At 57.6% G+C, this 15,699-nt stretch carries 14 protein-coding genes and 1 tRNA gene; all 15 read left to right on the top strand.

The features are described 5' to 3' along the window. On the top strand, positions 1-93 hold a 93-nt coding region (locus tag JN12_RS21055; RefSeq protein ID WP_145026090.1), incomplete at its 5' end, for an EF-Tu C-terminal domain-related protein. Positions 94-155: 62 nt separating this feature from the next. Continuing rightward, entirely contained in the window at positions 156-305 is a 150-nt protein-coding gene (gene rpmG, locus JN12_RS19775; RefSeq protein WP_145026087.1) for a 50S ribosomal protein L33, read from the top strand. A 30-nt stretch (positions 306-335) separates the two neighbouring features. Next, positions 336-412: transfer RNA gene (locus tag JN12_RS19770), tRNA-Trp, on the top strand. 27 nt (positions 413-439) lie between these two features. Further along, positions 440-625: a preprotein translocase subunit SecE gene (gene secE, locus JN12_RS19765; protein WP_145026084.1), complete on the top strand. Its 186-nt coding sequence runs from the start codon at positions 440-442 to the stop codon at positions 623-625. A 14-nt stretch (positions 626-639) separates the two neighbouring features. Then, positions 640-1,167 carry a transcription termination/antitermination protein NusG gene (nusG, locus tag JN12_RS19760; protein ID WP_145026081.1) on the top strand — a complete coding sequence of 176 codons (528 nt, stop codon included), beginning with the start codon at positions 640-642 and terminating at the stop codon, positions 1,165-1,167. Positions 1,168-1,244: 77 nt separating this feature from the next. Continuing rightward, a complete protein-coding gene (gene rplK, locus JN12_RS19755; protein ID WP_145026078.1) occupies positions 1,245-1,667 on the top strand; it encodes a 50S ribosomal protein L11 in 423 nt (140 codons plus the stop codon). A 19-nt stretch (positions 1,668-1,686) separates the two neighbouring features. Next, positions 1,687-2,391 carry a 50S ribosomal protein L1 gene (gene rplA / locus JN12_RS19750; RefSeq protein WP_145026075.1) on the top strand — a complete coding sequence of 235 codons (705 nt, stop codon included), beginning with the start codon at positions 1,687-1,689 and terminating at the stop codon, positions 2,389-2,391. 151 nt (positions 2,392-2,542) lie between these two features. After that, the gene (gene rplJ / locus JN12_RS19745; RefSeq protein ID WP_145026072.1) at positions 2,543-3,067 is read left to right on the top strand and encodes a 50S ribosomal protein L10; all 525 of its coding nucleotides are present in this window, start codon (positions 2,543-2,545) and stop codon (positions 3,065-3,067) included. Positions 3,068-3,128: 61 nt separating this feature from the next. Further along, complete coding sequence (rplL, locus tag JN12_RS19740; RefSeq protein ID WP_145026069.1) at positions 3,129-3,506, top strand: 50S ribosomal protein L7/L12; 378 nt, start codon at positions 3,129-3,131, stop codon at positions 3,504-3,506. A 169-nt stretch (positions 3,507-3,675) separates the two neighbouring features. Further along, complete coding sequence (rpoB, locus tag JN12_RS19735) at positions 3,676-7,788, top strand: DNA-directed RNA polymerase subunit beta (protein WP_145026066.1); 4,113 nt, start codon at positions 3,676-3,678, stop codon at positions 7,786-7,788. An 87-nt stretch (positions 7,789-7,875) separates the two neighbouring features. Next, positions 7,876-12,111, top strand: coding sequence for a DNA-directed RNA polymerase subunit beta' (gene rpoC, locus JN12_RS19730; RefSeq protein WP_145026063.1), 4,236 nt, complete (start codon positions 7,876-7,878; stop codon positions 12,109-12,111). A gap of 491 nt (positions 12,112-12,602) precedes the next feature. Then, a complete protein-coding gene (gene rpsL, locus JN12_RS19725; protein WP_145026060.1) occupies positions 12,603-12,974 on the top strand; it encodes a 30S ribosomal protein S12 in 372 nt (123 codons plus the stop codon). Between the two features lie 20 nt (positions 12,975-12,994). Next, the gene (rpsG, locus tag JN12_RS19720; RefSeq protein WP_145026057.1) at positions 12,995-13,465 is read left to right on the top strand and encodes a 30S ribosomal protein S7; all 471 of its coding nucleotides are present in this window, start codon (positions 12,995-12,997) and stop codon (positions 13,463-13,465) included. Positions 13,466-13,504: 39 nt separating this feature from the next. After that, positions 13,505-15,580 (top strand): elongation factor G, encoded by a 2,076-nt coding sequence (gene fusA, locus JN12_RS19715; protein WP_145026053.1) that lies wholly within the window; start codon positions 13,505-13,507, stop codon positions 15,578-15,580. Positions 15,581-15,606: 26 nt separating this feature from the next. Continuing rightward, a partial coding sequence (locus JN12_RS19710; protein WP_145026050.1) for a GTP-binding protein occupies positions 15,607-15,699 on the top strand: 93 nt, incomplete at its 3' end.

Genomic DNA, 15,699 nt, shown 5'->3' with positions numbered 1-15,699 from the left:
ACCCCGATCGCCATGGACGAAGGACTTCGCTTCGCGATCCGCGAAGGTGGCCGCACTGTCGGCGCCGGCGTGGTCAGCTCGATCATCGAATAATTTGTTCGTAGGGGCGGGTTTGAAGCCCGCCCCTACAACATCGTAAGCAAAGGACCTGAGCAATGAGAGACATTATTACGCTTGGCTGTGCTGAGTGCAAGCAGCGCAACTACACCACCACCAAGAACAAGAAGACGACTCCGCAAAAGCTAGAGTTCAGCAAGTACTGCCGTTTTTGTCAGAAGCATACACCCCACAAGGAAACCAAATAGACCCGGGCACTTTGGCCCGGGTCATGTTGCAGGCCAGTAGCTCTAACGGCTAGAGCGCCGGTCTCCAAAACCGGATGTTGGGGGTTCGAATCCCTCCTGGCCTGCCATTTTTTGGATACACACGGAGCTTATCAGTGCTAGCCAAAACAAAGAATTTCCTTGATGAAGTTAAAATCGAGCTGGGTAAGGTGACGTGGCCGGAACGCCGCGAAGCTGTTGCAACCGCGTGGGTGGTTGTTGTTATTGTTGCTTTGATTTCAATGTATCTCGGCTTCTGCGATCTGGTTCTTGCCAAGATCATGCGCTTCGTGCTGAGCTAAAGGATAACACGGTTATGGCGTTGAGATGGTACGGAGTCCATACCTATTCCGGGTTTGAAAATAAGGTGAAGCTCTCCCTGCTGGAGCGGATCAGAAATCATGGCCTCGAAGAGTCTTTCGGCGAAGTGCTGATTCCCTCCGAGACGGTCATGGAGATGAAAAAGGGAGAGCGTCGTACTACTTCGCGCAAGTTTTTCCCCGGCTATATTCTCGTCCAGATGGATCTGAACGACGAGTCCTGGCACGTGGTGAAAGAGACGGCCAAGGTGACCGGTTTTGTCGGTGGCAACAACCCGGTGCCGATTCCTGACGAAGAGGTGAACAAGATCACCCGCCGGATGGAAGAAGGTGCCGAACGGCCGCGGCCGAAAGTCCAGTTCGAGGTGGGCGAGACCGTGCGGGTCATCGATGGTCCGTTCCTCAACTTTGCCGGCGTGGTCGAGGATGTAAAGCCTGACAAGGCGAAACTCAGGGTCATGGTCAGCATCTTCGGGCGGGCAACCCCCGTAGAGCTCGAATTTATGCAGGTCGAAAAACAGTAGCGCCCTGTCTCTCTCCACTCCTGGCGGAGTAAGGTGGCAACGGCGTCGAGGAATACAGTACAAAAGGAGTTTGTCTCATGGCAAAGAAGATAACCGGCTATATCAAGCTGCAGATCCCGGCCGCCAAAGCGAATCCGTCACCGCCGATCGGTCCGGCTCTTGGTCAGCACGGCGTCAACATCATGGAGTTCTGCAAAGCGTTCAACGCCAAGACCCAGGCCGATGAAGGGACCATTATACCGGTCGTCATCACCGTGTTTGCAGACCGTTCTTTTTCGTTCATCACCAAGACCCCGCCGGCGCCGATTCTGATCAAGAAGGCGCTCGGGATCGAGAGTGGCTCTCCCACACCCAACAAGACCAAGGTCGGCAAGCTGACCAAGGACCAGGTGCGGGAGATTGCCCAGAAGAAGATGGTCGATCTTAATGCTGCAAGCCTGGAAGCCGCCATGCGCACGATCGAAGGAACCGCCCGCAGCATGGGCGTTGATATTGTCTAGTCAGAGAGGGTGAGAAACAATGCCGACGAACACAAAGAAATTGAAAGAGGCCAGGGCACAAGTCGACCGGAACCGTAGCTACGGTCTTCAGGAAGGTATCGACCTGGTAAAGGCCGCCTCCTATACAAAGTTCGACGAGACCGTCGACGTGGCGGTGCGACTCGGCGTTGATCCGCGCCATGCTGACCAGATGGTACGTGGAGCGGTCGTTCTTCCCAACGGTCTTGGTAAGGATGTCCGGGTACTGGTCTTCGCCAAGGGCGAGAAGGAAAAGGAAGCCCGCGACGCCGGTGCCGATTACGTTGGTGCCGAGGATCTGGTGACCAAGATTCAGGAAGGGTGGTTCGAGTTCGATACCGCTATTGCCACACCCGACATGATGGGTGTTGTCGGCAAGATCGGCAAGCTCCTCGGTCCCCGCGGCCTGATGCCGAACCCCAAGGTTGGTACCGTTACCTTTGAACTGGAGCGCGCCGTCAAGGAAGCCAAGTCCGGTAAGGTGGAGTTCCGCGTCGAAAAGGCCGGTATTGTCCACGCTCCGGTCGGTAAGGTCTCCTTTCCGGCTGACAAGCTCAAGGAGAACCTCCTGGCGCTGGTTGACGCCCTGGTCAAGGCCAAGCCGTCCGCAGCCAAGGGGAACTACATGAAGAAGATCTCTGTTTCGTCCACCATGGGGCCTGGCGTTCGCCTCGATATTTCGGACGTTTCCGCACAACTGTCCTAAACCGGCAGTAACAAGCCAAAGTCAGAGACAGCAGGCGCCTTCGGGCTTAATTGACCAGCCTGCCGAGACTGAGGTTGTTGGCGATTATATCACCAACTCCTGACTTTGGCGGGGCTTCGTGCCCTCAACCCAGAAGAAAGGAGGATGGCGCTTGAACAAGGAAAACAAAAAACAGATCGTTGCTGAACTCAAGGACAAGCTCCTGCAGGCAAAGGCGGTATTTCTGGCCGACTTTCGCGGCATGAATGTGGAGCAGGCCACGAACCTGCGGAACGAACTCCGCAAGGCCGACGTCGAGTACAAGGTCGTCAAGAACACCCTGCTGGAACTTGCTTCCCAGGACACGGACAAGTCCGGTCTCAGCCAGCACTTTGCAGGGCCGACCGCGATTGCACTCACCTATACCGACCCGGTTTCTGCGGCAAAGGTTCTTTCCAAGTTTGCCAAGGAGCAGCAGCAGACCTTCAAACTCAAGGCCGGCATACTCTCGGGCAAGCTTATCTCCGTGCCGGAGATTCAGGCCCTGGCAGATCTGCCGAGTCGCGAAGTGCTTCTTGCCAAGATGCTCGGTTCGATGAACGCTCCGGTTACCAACTTTGTTGGCGTACTGGCGGCGGTGCCCGGCAGCTTCGTACGCGTGCTCGGTGCGATCAAGGCCCAGAAGGAAGGGAACTGATCCCTTCGCCGAATCCATTCACAATCAAACTAACTTATTCATTCATAGCATGGAGGAAACAATGTCTATTACCAAGCAGGATGTGATCAGCTTCATCGAAAATATGACCGTTCTCGAGCTTTCCGAACTGGTGAAAGAACTTGAAGACAAGTTCGGCGTCTCCGCTGCCGCTCCGGTTGCCGTTGCTGCCGCTGCTCCGGCTGCTGCTGCCGAGGCCGCAGAAGAGAAGACCGAGTTCGACGTCATCATCAAGGCTGCCGGCGCCAACAAGATCGCCGTCATCAAGGTTGTTCGCGCTCTCACCAGCCTGGGCCTCAAGGAAGCCAAGGACCTGGTTGACGGTGCTCCCCAGCCGCTCAAGACCGGCGTTTCCAAGGACGAGGCCGAAGAGGCCAAGAAGCAGCTGGTTGAAGCCGGCGCTGAAGTCGAAGTCAAGTAATTCCCTCCATCCCCCTGACCAGGAGCCAAGGTCGCATAAGCGGCCTTGGCTGTTCTATTTGTTGGCGTGCTAGTGCTTCGTGGCGCCAAATACTTGAAAACAATAGATTCAGGTAGACAGCCAAAAGCGTACACGCCTTTTGAGCCTTGCACCAAAGGAGACATCGTTAATGGCATATTCCATCGCCAATAACCCCCTGCTGCGCAAGAATTTCGCCAATATCAAGAAGATCATTGATATTCCCAACCTCATCGATATCCAGAAGAACTCCTACAAACGATTTCTACAGATCGACGTCCCGATTGAAGCACGCAAGAACAGCGGGCTGGAGTCCGTATTCCGGAGCGTTTTCCCGATCCGCGACTTCAGTGAAACCGCTTCGCTCGAGTACGTTTCCTATACCCTGGGTACTCCCAAGTACGACGTGGAGGAGTGTCACCAGCGCGGGATGACCTTTGCGGCCCCCATGAAGGTGAAGGTTCGCCTCGTGGTCTGGGACGTGAACAAGGAAACAGACGTCCGCTCCATCCGCGACATCAAGGAGCAGGAGGTCTATTTCGGCGAAATCCCGCTCATGACCGAAAACGGCACCTTTATCATCAACGGTACCGAGAGGGTTATCGTCAGCCAGCTCCATCGCTCTCCCGGCGTTTTCTACGATCACGACAAGGGGAAGACCCACTCCAGCGGCAAGATCCTTTATTCGGCCAGGGTTATTCCCTATCGCGGCTCCTGGCTCGACTTCGAGTTCGACCACAAGGACATCCTCTACGTCCGGATCGACCGTCGTCGCAAGATGCCGGCAACGGTCCTCCTGAAGGCACTCGGCTACAGCACCGAGGAACTCCTCAACTACTACTACAAAAACGAAGAGATCGTCATCGACGGCGAGAAGCTGTTGAAGACGGCCGATCCCGAGCTGCTGGGCAATCAGAAGGCCGCCACCGACATCGTCAGTCCATCGACCGGTGAGGTGCTGGTCAAGGCAAACCGAAAATTCACCAAGGCTGCCATCCGTAAGATGGAAGAGCATGGTATCAAATACATTCCGATTGCCGAAGAAGAGGTCGTTGGCAAGTTTTCCTGCCACGACATCGTCGATCCCGCAACCGGCGAGATCGTAGTCGAATGCAACGACGAAATCACCGCCAGCAAGCTGGTGGAGATCAAGGTCCGGGGCATCAAGAACTTCAATGTGCTCTACATCGACAACGTCCATTCGACCTCGTCGTTCCGCGATACCATCATCGTGGACCGGATCGGCACGACCGACGACGCCCTGATCGAGATCTACCGCCGCCTGCGTCCCGGCGACCCGCCGACGATCAAGAGCGCTCAGGCCCTGTTCGGCAACCTGTTCTTCAATGCCGAGCGTTACGACCTGTCGGCTGTTGGCCGTCTCAAGCTGAATTTCAAGCTTGGCCTCGACACGCCGCTGGATCATCAAACCCTCACCAAAGAGGACATCCTTGAAGTGGTGCGTTACCTGATGGACCTGAAGAACGGTCGTGGCGCCATTGACGACATCGATCACCTGGGCAACCGCCGCGTGCGTGCCGTGGGTGAACTTCTGGAAAACCAGTACCGGATCGGTCTGGTGCGCATGGAGCGGGCCATAAAGGAGCGGATGAGTCTGCAGGAGGTGGAAAACCTCATGCCCCACGATCTGATCAACTCCAAACCGGTTTCGGCCGTGGTTAAGGAGTTTTTCGGCTCAAGCCAGCTCTCCCAGTTCATGGATCAGACCAACCCGCTGTCCGAGGTTACCCACAAGCGCCGTCTCTCGGCCCTCGGACCAGGTGGTTTCACCCGCGAGCGTGCCGGTTTCGAGGTGCGTGACGTTCATCCGACCCACTATGGACGCGTCTGTCCCATCGAGACCCCGGAAGGACCGAACATCGGCCTCATCGCCTCGCTCTCCACCTATGCCCGGATCAACGAGCACGGCTTCGTCGAGACGCCGTACCGCGTGGTGCAGGAAGGGAAGATGACCGAGGAGGTGAAGTTCTTCTCGGCCCTTGAAGAAGAGGGGCATGCCATTGCCCAGGCTAACGCCGAGGTCGGTCCGGACGGCCGCTTCGTGTCCGAATACATTTCCGCCCGGAAGTCGGGCGAGTTCGTCCTGGTCGGCCGGGACGAGATCGAACTGATGGACGTAGCGCCGATGCAACTGGTCTCGGTCGCTGCCTCGCTGATCCCGTTCCTGGAGAACGACGACGCCAACCGTGCCCTCATGGGTTCCAACATGCAGCGTCAGGCCGTACCGCTCCTGCGGGCCGACTCGCCGCTGGTCGGGACCGGGATGGAACGGGTCGTTGCCCACGACTCCGGTGTATCGGTCGTTGCCCGCCACAACGGTGTGGTGGAAACGGTGGATGCGGCCCGGATCGTCGTCAAGATCGACGAGAACGAATATGACGAGATGGGAACCGGCGTTGACATCTACAACCTGATCAAGTTCGCCCGTTCCAACCAGAATACCTGCATCAATCAGCGTCCGGTCGTGAAGGTCGGCGACAAGGTAATGCGGGGTTCCATCATCGCTGACGGTCCTTCCACCGACATGGGCGAACTGGCGCTTGGCCAGAACGTCCTGGTTGCCTTCATGCCGTGGGGTGGTTACAACTTCGAGGACTCCATTCTCATCTCCGAACGGCTGGTAAAGGACGACCGTTACACCTCGATCCATATCGAAGAGTTCGAGGCCGTTGCCCGTGATACCAAGTTGGGCAAGGAAGAGATCACCGACGATATCCCGAACCTTGGTGAAGAGGCGTTGAAGGACCTGGACGAATCCGGGATCATCCGGATCGGTGCCGAGGTGAAGCCGGGCGATATCCTGGTCGGCAAGATCACCCCGAAAGGGGAAACCCAGCTGTCTCCCGAGGAGAAACTGCTCCGCGCCATTTTCGGCGAGAAGGCCGGCGATGTCCGCGATACCTCCCTGCGCGTTCCGCCAGGGGTGGAAGGGACGGTCATCGGCGCCAAGATCTTCTCCCGCAAGGGAGCGGACAAGGACAGCCGGACCGAGGCGATTGAAAAGGCCGAAGAGGAAAAACTGCGCAAGGACGAGCAGGACGAGATCCGGATCATCCGCGATTCCGCCGTTGACAAGCTCAAGCGCTATCTGGTCGCTAAGACCGCCGCCGTAAAGGTGGAGGGCCGCGACGGCAAGATCCTCATCGCCAAAGGTAAGAAGGTCACCGAAGAGGCACTCGCCTCCATCCCGCTCGATCGCTGGGGGGAGATCTCGGTAGCAGAGGACGAGACCGTCGAGGATAAGGTCAACGAGGTTCTCGGCAAGCTGTACCAGCAGATAGACTTCATCAAGTTCGTGTTCGACGACAAGGTGCAGAAGCTGAAGCGTGGCGACGACCTCCCGCCGGGCGTCATCAAGATGGTGAAGGTGTATATCGCCATCAAGCGCAAGCTGCAGGTCGGTGACAAGATGGCCGGCCGCCACGGGAACAAGGGTGTCGTTTCCCGTATCCTCCCCGAGGAGGACATGCCGTATATGGAAGACGGCCGTCCGGTGGAGATCGTGCTGAATCCGCTGGGTGTTCCTTCCCGTATGAACGTCGGCCAGATCCTGGAGACCCACCTTGGGTGGGCCGCCAAAGGGATGGGGTGGAAGATCGGCGACATGCTGGAGAAGAGCGCCCCTGCCAAGAACATCAAGAGCTATCTGAAAGAAGTGTACGACAATCCGGAGATGGCCCGTTTCGTGGATTCGCTGGAGGAAGAGGAACTGCACACCGTTGCCAAGCGTCTGCAGCGTGGTGTACCGATGGCGACACCGGTCTTCGAGGGTGCCACGGAAGAGCGGGTACGGCAGATGATGACCGTGGCCGGTTTCGATTCATCCGGCCAGGTTACCCTGTATGACGGCAAGAGCGGCGATTCGTTCAAGCATAAGGTCACGGTTGGCGTCATGTACGTGCTGAAGCTGCACCACCTGGTCGACGACAAGATCCACGCCCGTTCCATCGGTCCTTACAGTCTCGTCACCCAGCAACCGCTCGGCGGCAAGGCCCAGTTCGGTGGCCAGCGTCTCGGGGAGATGGAAGTCTGGGCCATGGAGGCCTATGGCGCGGCCTATGCCCTCCAGGAGTTCCTCACGGTCAAGTCAGACGACGTGGCCGGTAGGACCCGGATGTACGAGGCGATCGTCAAGGGTAAGCACACCCTGGAGCCGGGTCTGCCCGAATCGTTCAATGTTCTCATCAAGGAGTTGCAGTCCCTCTGCCTGGATGTGGAGCTTCTGGAGAACGACGAGGACTGATTGCCACAACGGATGCAGGGGCGGGGTAACCCCGTCCCTGCGTAACATACATTTACGAACACTCCTACCTAAAGGGAGGATATAGCTTTGGAAGATTTCTTCAATTTTTTCGAAAAACCCAAGGACCCGCTTCATTTCTCATCCATCAGGATCTCGATCTCGTCACCTGACAAGATTCGCGAACGTTCCTTCGGTGAGGTGAAGAAGCCGGAAACCATCAACTACCGTACCTTCAAGCCGGAGCGCGACGGTCTCTTCTGCGCCAAGATCTTTGGCCCGACCAAGGACTACGAGTGCAACTGCGGCAAGTACAAGCGGATGAAGCATCGCGGCATCGTCTGTGAGAAGTGCGGTGTCGAGGTCATCCCCTCCAAGGTCCGCCGCGAGCGGCTCGGTCATATCGACCTGGCCACTCCGGTTGCCCACATCTGGTTCCTCAAGTCGCTTCCGTCGCGGATCGGCAACCTGCTGGACATGACCCTCAAGGACCTGGAAAAGGTGCTCTACTTCGAGGCCTACGCGGTCATCGATCCGAAGAACACCGGCATGCAGCTGTGCGAGGTGCTTTCCGAAGATCAGTACCAGAAGGCGATGGAGGAGTTCTCCGGCCAGTTTGAAGCAGGCATGGGGGCCGCGGCCATTCGCGACTGCCTGAAGAAGCTCGAACTGGAAAGTCTGGCCGAACAGCTCCGCCAGGAAATGGTCGAAGCTACCAGCGAAGCCAAGCGGAAGAAGACCGCCAAGCGGCTCAAAGTCGTGGAGGCGTTCAAACAGTCCGGCAACCATCCCGAGTGGATGATTCTGGAGTGCATCCCGGTGCTGCCGCCGGAGCTTCGTCCACTGGTGCCGCTTGATGGCGGCCGCTTCGCCACCTCGGACCTGAACGACCTCTACCGCCGGGTCATCAACCGGAACAATCGCCTGAAGCGTCTCATGGAGCTTCAGGCCCCGGAAGTGATCATCCGCAACGAGAAGCGGATGCTGCAGGAGGCGGTTGACGCCCTGTTCGACAACGGCCGTCGCGGCCGGGCCATTGCCGGTCCGAACAAGCGTCCGCTCAAGTCCCTGTCCGACATGCTCAAGGGGAAGTCGGGCCGGTTCCGCCAGAACCTGCTCGGGAAAAGGGTCGACTATTCCGGCCGTTCCGTCATCGTCGTCGGTCCGGAGCTCAGGCTGCACCAGTGCGGTCTTCCCAAGAAGATGGCGCTGGAGCTGTTCAAGCCGTTCATCTACAACAAGCTGGAGGAGCGCGGTTACGTTACCACCATCAAGAGCGCCAAGAAGATGGTGGAAAAGGAGCGGCCCGAGGTGTGGGACGTCCTGGACGAGGTGATCAAGGAACACCCGGTCATGCTCAACCGCGCACCGACCCTGCACCGCCTCGGCATCCAGGCCTTTGAGCCGGTGCTGATCGAAGGCAAGGCAATCCAGCTGCACCCGCTGGTCTGTACCGCCTTCAACGCCGACTTCGACGGTGACCAGATGGCGGTCCACTTGCCCCTCTCCATCGAGAGCCAGGTGGAGGCCCGTGTTCTGATGATGTCCACCAACAACATCCTCTCGCCGGCCCATGGCAAGCCGATCATCGTTCCTTCCCAGGACATGGTTCTCGGTACCTATCACATGACCCGGGACCGGGAATTCACCCCGGAGCTCGATGAGGTGACCAACCGGCCCAAGATCGACGCCGCAACCGGCAAGCTGCTGTGGCGTAAGGTCAAGGGGACCGGCAAGATCTTCGCCTCTCCGGAAGAGGTGCGTGTGGCCTTCGATGCCGGCGAAGTGGAGATCCATGCCTGCGTCACGGTCCGGATGAAGAACCTCGTGGCCAGCGATGAGGCACCGCAGCGGATCGATACCACCGTCGGCCGGATACTGCTCAGGGACATCCTCCCCGAATCGGTGCCGTTCAGTGCCATCAACAAGGTGATGACCAAGAAGGAACTCACCAACTTGGTGGATACCTGTTACCGCCTGGCCGGCAACAAGGAGACGGTCATACTTGCCGACCGCCTCAAGGAGATCGGCTTCCGTTACTCCACCATTGCCGGTATCTCCATCTGCATCAACGACATGGTCATCCCGGAAGGGAAAACGGCCGTGATCGAGCGGGCCTCCGAGGAGGTGCAGGAGATCCAGAACCAGTACACCGAAGGTCTCATCACCGACGGCGAGCGATACAACAAGGTCATCGACATCTGGGCCAAGGCAACGGAAGATATCGCCAAGGAGATGCTCGACAACCTGTCCAAGGACGTCGGCATCGTCGACGGCCAGGAGGTGAAGGCACCGTCATTCAACGCCATCCACATGATGGCCGACTCCGGTGCCCGTGGTTCCGCCCAACAGATCCGTCAGCTCGCCGGTATGCGCGGTCTCATGGCCAAGCCTTCCGGCGAGATCATCGAGACACCGATCAAGGCGAACTTCAAGGAAGGTCTGGACGTGCTCCAGTACTTCATCTCCACCCACGGTGCCCGGAAAGGTCTGGCCGATACCGCGCTCAAGACCGCCAACTCCGGATATCTCACCCGCCGTCTCGTCGACGTTGCCCAGGATGCCATCATCACCGAGACCGACTGCGGCACCATGGACGGACTGATGGTTGCCGCCCTCACCGAGGGTGGCGAGATCATCGAGCATATCGGCGACCGAATCCTCGGCCGGGTGGCCCTGGAAGACATCCTCGACCCGGTCACCGGCGAAGTGCTGGTGCCGGCGGACGTGGAGATCGACGAAACCTTTGTCAAGAGGATCGAGGATGCCGGTCTGGAGCGGGTCAAGATCCGTTCGGTGCTCACCTGCGAAAGTCGCCGCGGCATCTGTGCCATGTGTTACGGTCGCGACCTGGCACGCGGGCATCTGGTCAACATGGGCGAAGCGGTCGGGGTCATTGCCGCCCAGTCCATCGGCGAGCCGGGTACCCAGCTCACCATGCGTACTTTCCACATCGGTGGTACCGCATCGAGACGTGCCGAACAGACGTCGTTGGAATCGCGTAACGACGGGACCATGAAGTTCATCAACATCAACAGTGTTGTGAACGCCGAAGGCCACCATATCGTCATGAACCGGAACGGCGAACTGGCTATCGTGGACGATACGGGTCGCGAGCGTGAGCGCTACGCCATCCTGTACGGTGCCAAGATCAAGGCTGCGCCGGGGGCGCCGGTGAAAGCGGGCGAATCCCTGGCCGAATGGGACCCGTACACCATGCCGATCCTCACCGAAGTTTCCGGACGGGTCAAGTTCGGCGACATTGTCGAGTCGGTGACTATGGAGGAGCAGTTGGACGAGGTTACCGGTCTTTCCCGTAAGGTCATCATTGAATCCAAGGATGCTGACAAGCGGCCGCGCATCACCCTCAAGGATGAGGCGGGCAAAACGGTCAAGATCAGTGACAGCGGTATGGGTCGGTACTACCTGCCGGCAGGGGCAATTATTTCCGTACAGGACGAAATGCTGGTGCACGCCGGTGACGTTATCGCTAAGATCCCCCGTGAGACCACCAAGACCAAGGACATTACCGGTGGTCTGCCACGGGTTGCCGAGCTGTTCGAGGCCCGCAAGCCCAAGGATTTTGCCGTCATTTCCGAGATCGACGGTGTGGTTGCCTTTGGCAAGGACTCGAAAGGGAAGCGTAAGGTTGTTGTCCGTCCGGAGCTCGGCGATGAGAAGGAGTACCTGATCCCCAAAGGGAAGCATATCAGCGTCCATGAAGGGGACCATGTCCGGGCCGGTGAGCCGCTGATGGATGGTTCATCCAACCCGCACGACATCCTGCGTGTGCTGGGTCAGAAGGCATTGGCCAAGTACCTGGTTGACGAGGTTCAAGAGGTGTATCGTCTCCAGGGGGTCAAGATCAACGACAAGCACATCGAGACCATTGTTCGGCAGATGCTTCGCCGCGTCAGGATCAAAGAGGTCGGTGAGACAAATCTGCTGTTGGATGACCAGGTTGAGCGGTGGGTCTTCGAAGACGAGAACGAACGGGTGCTCTCGGACGGCAAACGAGCGGCTATTGCCGAACCGCTGCTGCTCGGTATCACCAAGGCGTCACTTTCGACCGAGTCGTTTATCTCTGCCGCATCCTTCCAGGAAACCACCAAGGTGCTGACGCAGGCAGCCATTGAGGGTAAGGTTGACACCTTGCGCGGCCTCAAGGAAAACGTCATTATGGGCCGGTTGATTCCGGCTGGTACGGGGATTTCGCGTTACCGCCACCTGAAGCTGCAAGTGGAGGAGCCGCCGGTAGTCGTGAAATCCGAGCCTGAGATTGAGCGTGATGACGATGACGATGATGACCTGCAGGAGATCGTGTAGGGCCAATCTTTGAAGTCAATCGGAAGAGGACGGTGCGCGGTCATACCGCGCGCCGTTTTTGCGACTGCCGGACCCTGGCGGATCCGGTGCCGTTGGACCGCATTGGTCATTTGATAAAATTACCTGCTGTTTGAATTTTTGTTGTTGACACAGCCAGTGGTATCGTTTATAAGGATAAATCTTTCTTAAGCCCCAAAAGGTGCGAGCCGTAGTAAGTAGTTAATAGCGAATGGAGATGTCGGTAATCAATCCGACCCTACACCCTATTCCATTCCCCTTCCGGCAATCGCTCGCGCCGCAGTCATGTGGGTCCCCGAAAATTTGTAAGATGGATTGGTTGTGGTTCGATCGGTTTGAACTGTGGCCATCTTTGTTTTCTTTTTGCGTTGTAGGGATAAAAAGCGTTGACACAAGCGCAGAAATTTTGTTAGGTTTGCAATTCGCTTCGCAAGGGGCGGTTGGATCATTTTTTCTGGGAGATCGGTTTAACTATGCCAACGATTAATCAACTTATCCGTATCGGCAGGGAGAGTAAGCGGGAGAAGTCGACCGCTCCGGCCCTCAAGTGCTGTCCTCAGAAGCGTGGGGTCTGTACGCGGGTGTATACCACTACCCCGAAGAAGCCGAACTCCGCGCTCCGCAAGGTTGCTCGTGTTCGCCTGACCAATGGCATTGAAGTGACCTCGTACATTCCCGGGGTCGGGCACAACCTGCAGGAGCACTCTGTAGTGCTCATTCGCGGTGGTCGTGTCAAGGACCTTCCTGGTGTCCGTTACCATATCGTGCGCGGAACGCTCGATTCGGTCGGTGTCAAGGGGCGTATGCAGGCGCGTTCTAAGTATGGCGCCAAGCGGCCCAAGTAATAGCTTACTGAGAGGATCGTATGCCGAGGAGAAGAGAAGTAGCTAAGCGCGTTATTCTGCCGGATCCCAAGTTTGGGGACCGGACTGTGGCCAAGCTGATCAATATCATCATGCTGGATGGCAAGAAGAGTACTGCCGAGCGTGCCCTGTACAAGGCACTCGACCTGGTGGCTCAGCGTGCCAACGAGGAGCCGGTCAAGGTGCTCAAGAAGGCTCTTGACAATATCAAGCCGACGCTTGAGGTCAAGTCCCGCCGGGTTGGTGGCTCCACGTATCAGGTGCCGGTTGAGGTGCGTCCCGACCGTCGCAACTCTTTGGCCATGCGCTGGCTGATGCGTTACGCCAATGCCCGTTCCGAGAAGACCGCCACCGACAAGCTTGCCGGCGAGATTCTCGATGCCTACAACAACCGCGGCAATGCGGTGAAGAAGCGGGAAGATACGCACAAGATGGCCGAGGCCAACCGCGCGTTCGCCCATTATCGCTGGTAGTTTTCGCACGTTATACATAGATAGCAGAGGAGAGTAACGGTGGCACGGCAGGTATCTCTGGAAAAAACCCGGAATATCGGGATTATGGCGCACATTGACGCCGGCAAGACGACGACGACCGAGCGTATTCTCTATTACACCGGCGTTTCCCATAAGATTGGTGAAGTCCACGAAGGGACTGCCACCATGGATTGGATGGAGCAGGAGCAGGAGCGCGGGATTACCATCACCTCCGCGGCTACCACCTGTGACTGGAACAACCATCGGATCAACATCATCGATACCCCGGGTCACGTCGACTTTACCATTGAGGTGGAGCGTTCTCTGCGCGTTCTCGATGGCGCGGTTGCGGTCTTCTGCTCGGTCGGTGGCGTAGAGCCCCAGTCTGAAACCGTATGGCGCCAGGCCGACAAATACCGTGTTCCCCGTATCGCCTTTGTCAACAAGATGGACCGCGTCGGCGCCGACTTCTTCCGTGGCGTCCAGATGATCAAGGACCGGCTCAAGGCGAACGCTGTGCCGATACAGTTGCCGGTCGGGGCTGAGGATACCTATAAAGGAGTCATCGATCTTGTCGAGATGAAAGAGATCATCTGGCACGACGAAAACCTTGGTGCCCAGTTTGATGTGCAGGAAATCGCCCCGGAGCGCCTGGAGCTTGCCCAGGAGTATCGGGAAAAGATGATCGAGGAGATCTCCAGCCACGACGATGTCCTGATGGAAAAGTACCTCGGCGGCGAAGAGCTGACCAACGAAGAAATCAAGGCAGCCATCCGCAAGGCCACCATAGATATCAAGATTTTCCCGGTCTTCTGTGGGTCCGCATTCAAGAACAAGGGCGTGCAGCACCTTCTCGATGCGGTTGTCGATTACCTGCCTGCCCCTATTGATATCCCGGCGATCAAAGGCGTAGACGAGAAGGGGAACGAGATCGAGCGCAAGCCGTCCGATTCGGAACCGTTCTCGGCCCTCGCGTTCAAAATCATGACCGACCCCTTTGTCGGACAGCTCTGTTTCATAAGGGTCTACTCGGGCGTTATGAATGCCGGCTCCTATGTGTACAACGCCACCAAGGAAAAGAAGGAGCGCGTTGGACGTCTGCTCAAGATGCACGCCAATAAGCGAGAAGAGATCAAAGAGGTCTATGCCGGCGATATCGCTGCCGCTGTCGGCCTGAAGTATACGACTACCGGTGACACCCTCTGCCCCGAGGACAACGCCGTTATTCTCGAGTCCATCGAGTTCCCCGAGCCGGTTATTGCCATTGCCATCGAGCCGAAGACCAAGGCTGACCAGGAAAAGCTGGGCACCAGTCTGGCAAAGCTCGCCAGCGAGGACCCCTCTTTCCGGGTTAGAACTGACGAAGAGACAGGCCAGACAATCATCTCGGGGATGGGCGAACTGCACCTGGAGATCATCGTCGACCGGATGATGCGTGAATTCAAGGTTGAGGCTAACGTCGGTAAGCCGCAGGTTGCGTACCGCGAGACCGTAACCAAGAAGGTCAAGGTTGAAGGGAAGTTTGTTCGTCAGTCCGGTGGCCGTGGCCAGTATGGTCACGTCTGGCTCGAAGTCGAGCCGCAGGAGCCGGGCAAGGGTTACGAATTTGTCGATGCCATCAAAGGTGGTGTTGTTCCCCGTGAATACATCCCGGCGGTCGACAAGGGGATTCAGGAAGCAATGGACACCGGTGTGCTGGCCGGCTTCCCGGTCGTCGACTTCAAGGTGACACTGGTAGACGGTTCGTATCACGAGGTTGACTCCTCGGAGATGGCATTCAAGATTGCCGGTTCCATGGGGTTCAAGGAAGGCTGCCACAAGGCCGGCCCGGTGCTTCTTGAGCCGATCATGTCGGTCGAGGTTGTCGTCCCGGAAGAGAATATGGGCGATGTTATCGGCGATCTCAACTCCCGCCGTGGCCGGATCATGGGGATGGAAAACCGTGCCGGTGCCCAGGTGGTGAGCGCCATGGTGCCGTTGGCGCAGATGTTCGGTTACGCAACCGACCTCCGCTCAGCTACCCAGGGACGCGCCACCTATACGATGACGTTCCACCATTACGAGCAGGTTCCCAAATCGGTTGCTGAAGAAATCGTCGCAAAAGTTAAAGGTTAACGAGAAATAGAGAGGAGGAGTGAGCAATGGCAAAGGCGAAATTCGAGCGTAAGAAGCCGCACGTAAATATCGGCACTATCGGTCACGTCGACCATGGTAAGACGACCCTGACCGCGGCC

Source organism: Geobacter argillaceus (assembly GCF_007830735.1).
GTDB classification, from domain to species: Bacteria; Desulfobacterota; Desulfuromonadia; order Geobacterales; family DSM-12255; genus Geomobilibacter; species Geomobilibacter argillaceus.
This window is presented reverse-complemented; position numbering and strand designations above follow the sequence as displayed.

Excerpts from the sequence above, each read along its gene's own strand:
- rpmG (WP_145026087.1), top strand. The coding sequence starts at position 156 with ATGAGAGACATTATTACGCTTGGCTGTGCTGAGTGCAAGCAGCGCAAC.
- nusG (WP_145026081.1), top strand. The coding sequence starts at position 640 with ATGGCGTTGAGATGGTACGGAGTCCATACCTATTCCGGGTTTGAAAAT.
- rplK (WP_145026078.1), top strand. The coding sequence starts at position 1,245 with ATGGCAAAGAAGATAACCGGCTATATCAAGCTGCAGATCCCGGCCGCC.
- rplA (WP_145026075.1), top strand. The coding sequence starts at position 1,687 with ATGCCGACGAACACAAAGAAATTGAAAGAGGCCAGGGCACAAGTCGAC.
- rplL (WP_145026069.1), top strand. The coding sequence starts at position 3,129 with ATGTCTATTACCAAGCAGGATGTGATCAGCTTCATCGAAAATATGACC.
- rpoB (WP_145026066.1), top strand. The coding sequence starts at position 3,676 with ATGGCATATTCCATCGCCAATAACCCCCTGCTGCGCAAGAATTTCGCC.
- rpsL (WP_145026060.1), top strand. The coding sequence starts at position 12,603 with ATGCCAACGATTAATCAACTTATCCGTATCGGCAGGGAGAGTAAGCGG.
- rpsG (WP_145026057.1), top strand. The coding sequence starts at position 12,995 with ATGCCGAGGAGAAGAGAAGTAGCTAAGCGCGTTATTCTGCCGGATCCC.